The sequence below is a fragment of the Rossellomorea vietnamensis genome (assembly GCF_008180415.1).
GTDB lineage: Bacteria > Bacillota > Bacilli > Bacillales > Bacillaceae_B > Rossellomorea > Rossellomorea vietnamensis_C.
In genome coordinates this window covers 25,391-33,082 of record NZ_VTEI01000024.1, presented here as the reverse complement: position 1 = coordinate 33,082, position 7,692 = coordinate 25,391, and the positions used below count along the sequence as shown (strand labels likewise).

Sequence of the window (7,692 nt, the reverse complement as noted above, 5' to 3'; positions counted from 1 at the left end):
CTCCCTGGGTAAAAGTACAATCTTTCCCTCCACCTATCTGCTTCATTTACTTTGTATTGCTTTCGGCAGAAAGGACTTTGTTTTGTGTTGCAAACTCGTCCAACAATACTAGCCTCTTATGAAGTTCGTGTTCCTCAGACCGGAGGTTTGCCGCTCGCTTCCTTCAGATTCCACGTCACCATGGACACCCTTGCGTTAAGCTAACTGCTACTTCTGCCTTCACAGTTCGGGACTTACACCCTATAGATTGCACCCATGCCAGGCGCACAACAAAAAGAAGCATCGCAAATGGCAATGCTTCTTTATTATGTGTTTCTTACATTCTTCTTGACCAGCCCATCCCCATCGATCCTTCTCCAAGATGGGTTCCGATAACGGGGCCGAAGTAGCTGACAGAGAACTCAACGTCCGGGTACTGCTTCTGCAGCTCTTCTTTCCATTGGTGCGCTTCCTCTTCACGGTTGGCATGAATGATGACAGCCTGCATAGGGTAGCCTTTTTCAACTTCTTTTCCTAGCATTTCGACAATCCTCTTCATCGCTTTTTTGCGTGTGCGGATTTTTTCGAAAGGCACGATGACTTTATCCTGGAAATGAAGCAGCGGTTTGACTTGCAGCAGGCTGCCGATGATGGCCTGCGCAGCTGATAACCTTCCGCCGCGCTGCAGATGCGCCAAGTCGTCGACCATGAAATACGCGTGCACAGTGGTTTTCATTTCATGCAGCTTCTCGATGATTTTTTCCGGATCCATTCCCTCGGCTGCGAGCTGGGACGCATAGATGGGGTAAAACCCTTGAATCATGCAGCTGATTTCTGAATCGAAAGGGAACACTTTGATCCCTTCCACCATGTCTCCAGCCTGGATGGCACCTTGGTAGGTTCCGCTGATGCCGCTTGATAGATGAATGGAGATGACGGCATCATAGTCCTTTGCCAGGTCTTCATAGAGCTCGGCAAAGCTTCCAAGTGAAGGCTGTGAAGTGGTTGGCAGCTTCTCTTCATTCTTGACTTCCTCGTAAAAATCGCTTGCAGAAATATCAATTTCCTCGCGGTACATTTCGCCGCCGAGAATCACGCTCAGCGGAATCATTTTAATATTATATCGGTCACGCAATTCTTTGGGGATGTAGGCGGTACTATCCGTAACAATTGCAGTTTTCATTAAATTACCTGCCTTAGCTTTTATTTTATCGGACGGGCCGATAACTTGTCTTCCTTCAATCTATGTATAGAACTCATTTTATATGAAAAAGGAATGGATTGCATTACTATCTGAGAAAAAACCTCTTTACCTCTCTAACGCAGTAAAAGGGACAGACCCTTTCTTGATAGGGAGCTGTCCCTTTTTTATGAAAAAACACTAAAGAATCTCTTAATCAAACGTTTGATTAAGAGGGTGTAAACATTACTGTGTAGCGGTTTCCCTTGTTTTTCCCTGCTTCTTCCCTTTTCGTGATGACAGGAAGACGCCTGCAAAAATAATGATCAATCCAAGGATCAGGTTCGAGGTGATGGGTTCTCCCAGCAGGACGAATCCCCACACCATTGCCGAGGCTGGAATCAAGTAGGTGACAGTGGACGCAAATTCCGGGCTTCCGTTTGTTAACACATAGAAATAAAGCAAGGCAGCTACTCCTGAACCAAAACAGCCCAACCCGATAATGGACAAGAGAATTTTCATATCGAGAAGCGCTCCCCATTCAATCCCCCTTGTAAACATCATTCCCACCAGGCCAGCAGCCATTCCGACAAGCAGCTGAAACGTCGAAATCGCCACCATGCTCACACCTTGCAAAGCCCTTCTTGTGTATTGTCCTGCAAAGCCATAGCAAATTGTTGCCAGAAGCATTGTGCCAATTCCGATGAAGTTGGAGGTGAACAACCCGGCAACCTGGAAATCCATCAGAACCAGGATGCCAAGAAAACCGACCAAAATCCCCACCCATTGGAAACCTGTCAACACAACTGAAAAAATCGCAAACCCTATAAGTGCTGTCCATAATGGAGTCGTTGCATTCAGGATGGAGGCTGTGTTGCTGTTGATCTGGGTCTCGCTCCAGGCAATCAGTGACCACGGAAGGCCAGCGTTGATAAGCCCGACGATGAACAGCTTGCCAATCGGCAGTGGACCTTTCTGCTTTTTTCTCCGATTCCTTATAAATAGCGGCAGCAGTATTAACAGGCCCGCCAGGCACCGCAGGAAGGTTGTTCCCCAGACACCGGCCGGATCGACGATGACCTTGATAAACACAAATGAAAGGCCCCAAATCAAACTGAGAGTAATGAGGGCCGCGTACAGTCTTGCCATATGTATTCCTTCTTTCTATCTATGGTCTTCTATAATTAAAAGTCTAACTCTTGCATCCATAACCTACTCCCGGATACATGTTTTTCTCTCCAAGCCCTATCTTATGTACTTACAGCTCGCTTTTGGATACATATCTTCTTCGCGAATCTCCAACTCATGTATCCTCATCGCGCCTCTAGATACATATCTCCCTCGCAAATCAACAACTCATGTATCCACATCCCGCCTCTGGATACATATCTCCCTCACAAAACTTCAACTCATGTAGCCACATCCCGTCTCTGGATACATATCTCCCTAGCATATCTACAACTCATGTATCCGCAACTCAACTCTGGATACATATCTTCCTCGCTAAACTACAACTCATGTATCCACAACTCACTTCTGGATACATATATCTCCTGCAAAACTACAACTCATGTACCCACATCCCGCCCCTGGGTACATATCTCTTTCGCAAAACTACAACTCATGTATCCACAACCCGCCTCTGAATACATATCCCCCTCGCTAAACTATAACTCATGTATCCACAACTCACCCCTGGATACATATCTTCCTTACAAAACTACAACTCATGTATCCACATCCCGCCTCTGGATACATATCTTCCTTACAAAACTACAACTCATGTATCCACAACTCGCCTCTGGATACATATCTCTCCTGCAAAACTACAACTCATGTATCCACAACTCGCCTCTGAATACATATCCCCCTCGCCAAACTATAACTCATGTATCCACAACTCACCCCTGGATACATATCTCCCTCGCATATCTCCAACTCATGTATCCACATCTCACCTCTGGATACATATCTTCCTTACAAAACTTCAACTCATGTACCCACATCCCGCTTCTGGATACATATCTCCCTCACAAAACTTCAACTCATGTATCCACATCTCAACTCTGGGTACATATCTCTCCTGAAAAACTACAACTCATGTATCCTCATCGCGCCTCTAGATACATATCTCCCTCGTAAAACTTCAACTCATGTACCCACATCTCGCCTCTGGATACATATCTCCCTCGCAAACCTTCAACTCATGTATCCACATCTCGCTTTTGGATACATATCTCTCCTGCAAAACTACAACTCATGTATCCACATCTCACCTCTGGATACATATCTCTCCTGCAAAACTACAACTTATGTATCCACAACGCGCCTCTGAATACATATCCCCCTCGCTAAACTATAACTCATGTATCCACACCGCGCCTCTGGATACATATCTCCTTCGCAAAACTATAACTCATGTATCCACAACGCGCCCCTGGATACATATCTCCCTCGCATATCTACAACTCTTGTATCCACATCTCACCTCTGGATACATATCTCCTTCGCAAAACTATAACTCATGCATCCACACCGCGCCTCTGGATACATATCTCCCTCGCAAATCTACAACTCATGTACCCACAACTTAGTATAGAGAGCACTCTACTGAATTCCGATTAAAATTTTCCCTATTTCAAAGTGAAACCTATGACTCTTTCTAATAAGAAATAAACTCTTCTCATCATACAATATCCAAAATTAAATGACCGCCTTTTTGGCTCATTAGGTGAGATCCCCAATCCACACCCTTTCCCTACGACAAAAACCAACAAAAACCGGGCGGTGACTGTCACCAAGAAAGAACAAAAAAATCCGGCAAGGTCCCCCCCACCGGATTTACTATCAAACTAAACTATCAAACTTCAAACTTACGGATCAGCACATCGAGCTTATCTGCAAGGTCATTAAGGCTTTCTGCGTTGCGCGCAACTTCTTCCATGACGCTTGTGGACTGCTGCACGGTTGCTGATGTTTCTTCAACGCCTGCAGCGGATTCTTCGGAGATAGATGCGATGTTTTCGATGGACTCATTCATCTCTGAACCTTTGCTGTTGATTTCAACCAGGTTGTGAGAGATTCTATCGATGTTGTGGACCATGGATGAAATCTGATCGCCAAGGCCTGTCAGGCTGTCTTTCGTTCTTTCGATGCTTTCCGTTCCGCTTCGCACTTCTGTGTAGCCGTCATTCAGTGAAGCGGCAATCGTATTGGATTCATTTTGAATGCCGTGAACCACTTTAGAAATTCCTTCGAGAGACTGAGAAACCTGAACGGCGAGCTTCCTGACTTCCTCGGCTACAACTGCGAAGCCTTTGCCGCTTTCTCCGGCACGCGCTGCCTCGATCGCTGCGTTCAGTGCAAGCAGATTCGTTTGGTCGGCGATGCCCTGGATGACATTGACCAGGCTTGAAATTTCATTAGAACGGGTTTTAAGTGTTTCTACTTTTTCAACAGAAGTTTCTACTACAGTATAGATTTTCTTCATTTGCTCTACTGACTGCGACATCAGCAAGGATCCTTCTTCTGCTTTTGAAAGGACTACTTTGGACGATTCACTGACTTCCTGTCCGAAGCGGTTGGATTCTTCCACGGCTTTTGTAAAACTCATCATCATTTCATTGAGTTCTGAAGCTGAGTTTGCCTGCTGGTCCGATCCTGCCGAAAGGTCCTGCATCGTGACAGCGATTTGGGAACTTCCTTCTCTCACTTCAAGTGAAGATTGAGACAGGGTTGCGCTTTGCTCTGTAACGGTTTCGGATACTTTTCGCATGTCCCTGACCATGGATGCCAGATTATTTTTCATGTTATTGATTGCCAAGCTCAGCTGCCCGACTTCATCTTTCCCTAAGTAGGTCAATTCGTCCGCGTTCAGTTTTCCTTCAGAAATAAGATTCGCTGTTTTAACAACTCGGTTTAAGCTGCTGGAAATCATGCGGTTGATGATTACAAGAATCGCTATGCCCAATACCGCTGAGATGATGACGGCTGCAATCATGATGATTTTGCTTCCGCCGATCCCTTCATATGCTTCTTCAAGTGCCGCATCCTTATTATCCATGACAATCGTGCGAAGTTCATTAAGCTTACTGACTATGTTTGGCGCAATAATTCCTGCTTTTTTCAAGGTCGTGTCTAAAAGAACGGTCGAATTCATGTCGACACTTGGCACAACCTCATCGCGGAACAGGGTATTCAACTCTTTGTCGCTTTCCGAAATGAAGCTGAATAACTGTTGTTCCTGTTTCGTTTTCATTTGAGAGGATAAATCTTCTTCTAAAGTATTGAATTTTTCAGCCTGGCTGTTGAAATCTTCCACGATCTGCGGGCTTTTTTCATTCGCATAGCGCTGAAGCAGCAGAGCCTTGTCCCTGAAGATGCTTCCCATTTCTGTCAGCTGCACGGAACGGACATTGCTGACATCCACTTTTTCAATATTATCCTGGATTTTGTTGAATTGCATAAAAATAATAACGGATGAAATTAAAAAGAGAACAATGGTGACATTTAAGGCAATGATGTACTTCTGGCCGATTTTCATGTTTTTCCAAAGACTTAAACCCGCCCTCTGGCCTTTTTCCTTTTTCGCTTTCTTAGGTTTTTCTCCCTCGTTCTTAGGCATTCGTTTGAACTTACTCCCCAGTTTCTTCATCTCCCGACCCCTCACTTATGTAATTAAGACTGTGAAAATAGAACTAGTATTAGTGCGCAATAGACGCCCTCCAGAAAAAAAGAGAAGGACTCTAAACGATTTGTCTTACTAATTATTTCGACAACTTTCACAGAATTTACATAAGATTTATGAAATTTCTTAAACTTTTTTACCCAAACCCTTCAACGCTTTAAAGCGCGAACGGTCCTATACACTGCTTTAGACACGCAAAGGGACAGTCTCTTTAAGTGCGGTGATGCACTAAAGAGACTGTCCCCGTTAGTTTATGAGTATTTCCGCTGAAATTCGCTGATCGCTTCGTATTCGCTTTCGAGCAGCCTTGGAATCCGGATGAAAATCGGCATGAGCTCGCGGTAGATCTCGGATGCTTCGCTGTTCGGCTTGTGAGAGTGGACGGAACCGACCATATCGCTGACAACATTCAACGAGTCCACTTCGCCCTGTCCGTACATCCCGAGCACGACGGCACCCAGGCAGGAGCTTTCAAAGCTTTCCGGCACGCTGACTTCTCCATCGAAAATGTCTGCGAGCATCTGTCTCCACAGGGTAGAGCGGGCAAAGCCGCCCGTTGCCTGGATCTTTGTCGGCGTTCCGATCAGTTCCTCCAGCGCAAGGAGTACGCTGTAAAGGTTCATGACAATTCCTTCAAGAACCGCCCTGACCATATGTTCTTTTTTGTGATGCATGCCGAGGCCAAAGAATGAACCGCGGGCATTGGCGTTCCAAAGAGGAGCCCTTTCACCGGCCATATAAGGATGGAACAGCAAACCGTTCGATCCTGCAGGTATTTTTTCCGCAATATCCGTCAGTACTTCATATGGATCTTTGCCGAGGCGTTTCGCTACCTCAACTTCCGCCCACGCCAATTCGTCACGAAGCCAGCGGAAGATCATGCCGCCATTATTAACCGGTCCTCCGATGACCCAATGGTTTTCCGTCAGCGCATAACAGAAAATCCGGCCTTTGGGATCGGTAACCGGACGATCGGTTACAGCACGGATGGCTCCGCTTGTTCCGATGGTCACGGCCACAACGCCCGGTTCAATCGCATTCACTCCAAGGTTGGATAATACACCGTCACTTGCTCCGACTATGAATGGCACGTCTTCAGGCAGCCCCATCATTTTTGCGAATTCTGCCTTCAACCCTGAGAGCGGATGTGTTGTCGGAACCGGCTTGGAAAGCTGCTCCGGGGTAACTCCCGCGACTTCCAGTGCCTCTTTGTCCCAATCGAGATTCTTCAGATGGAACATTCCCATAGCAGAGGCGATTGAGTAATCGACAACATACTCGCCGAACAGGCGGTGAAAAACAAACTCTTTGATCCCGATCATCTTGTTACCCGCTGCCAGAAGCTCCGGCTGGTCTTCTTTTAACCAGGCAAGTTTGACAAGAGGTGACATGGGATGGATCGGCGTACCTGTGCGTAAATAAATTTCGTGTCCGTTCATCTCATTTTTAATTTTATCTGCCCAGGCTGCACTTCTGTTGTCAGCCCACGTGATGGAATTGGTCAAAGGCTGGCCTTCTCCGCCCACCACGATCAGGCTGTGCATTGCAGAACTGAAGGAAACAAAGCGGATGTCCTCGCCGCTGACACCACCTGTCACCATGCTTTCTTTGATGACCGTCAGTACGGCTTGAAAAATCTCTTCCGGGTTCTGCTCGGCTGTGCCGGGAACCGGAGTGTGCAGCGGATATTCGACGCCGAAGCGGCTGACTGCCTTCCCTTTTCCGTCAAAAACGACTGCTTTTGTACTTGTTGTTCCTATATCAACGCCAATATAATAATTTGTCATGTTAAAAAATCCTCCTGTACGCAGAAAAGGAAGAGGCGGTTGCCCGCCCTTCCTTTTAC

General features: G+C 46.3%; 4 protein-coding genes. All 4 read right to left on the bottom strand.

Annotated elements, in window-relative coordinates; genetic code table 11:
- Positions 1–316: 316 nt before the first annotated feature.
- The 4 genes from FZC78_RS22525 to gntK all read right to left on the bottom strand — a co-directional run bounded on the left by FZC78_RS22525 (position 317) and on the right by gntK (position 7,633).
- The gene (locus tag FZC78_RS22525; RefSeq protein ID WP_148942312.1) at positions 317–1,162 is read right to left on the bottom strand and encodes a DegV family protein; all 846 of its coding nucleotides are present in this window, start codon (positions 1,160–1,162) and stop codon (positions 317–319) included.
- A gap of 243 nt (positions 1,163–1,405) precedes the next feature.
- Positions 1,406–2,308, bottom strand: a complete 903-nt coding sequence (locus tag FZC78_RS22520; RefSeq protein WP_148942311.1) for a DMT family transporter — start codon at positions 2,306–2,308, stop codon at positions 1,406–1,408.
- 1,711 nt (positions 2,309–4,019) lie between these two features.
- Positions 4,020–5,813 carry a methyl-accepting chemotaxis protein gene (locus FZC78_RS22515; protein WP_148942310.1) on the bottom strand — a complete coding sequence of 598 codons (1,794 nt, stop codon included), beginning with the start codon at positions 5,811–5,813 and terminating at the stop codon, positions 4,020–4,022.
- Positions 5,814–6,097: 284 nt separating this feature from the next.
- Positions 6,098–7,633 carry a gluconokinase gene (gene gntK / locus FZC78_RS22510; protein WP_148942309.1) on the bottom strand — a complete coding sequence of 512 codons (1,536 nt, stop codon included), beginning with the start codon at positions 7,631–7,633 and terminating at the stop codon, positions 6,098–6,100.
- Positions 7,634–7,692 lie beyond the last annotated feature (59 nt).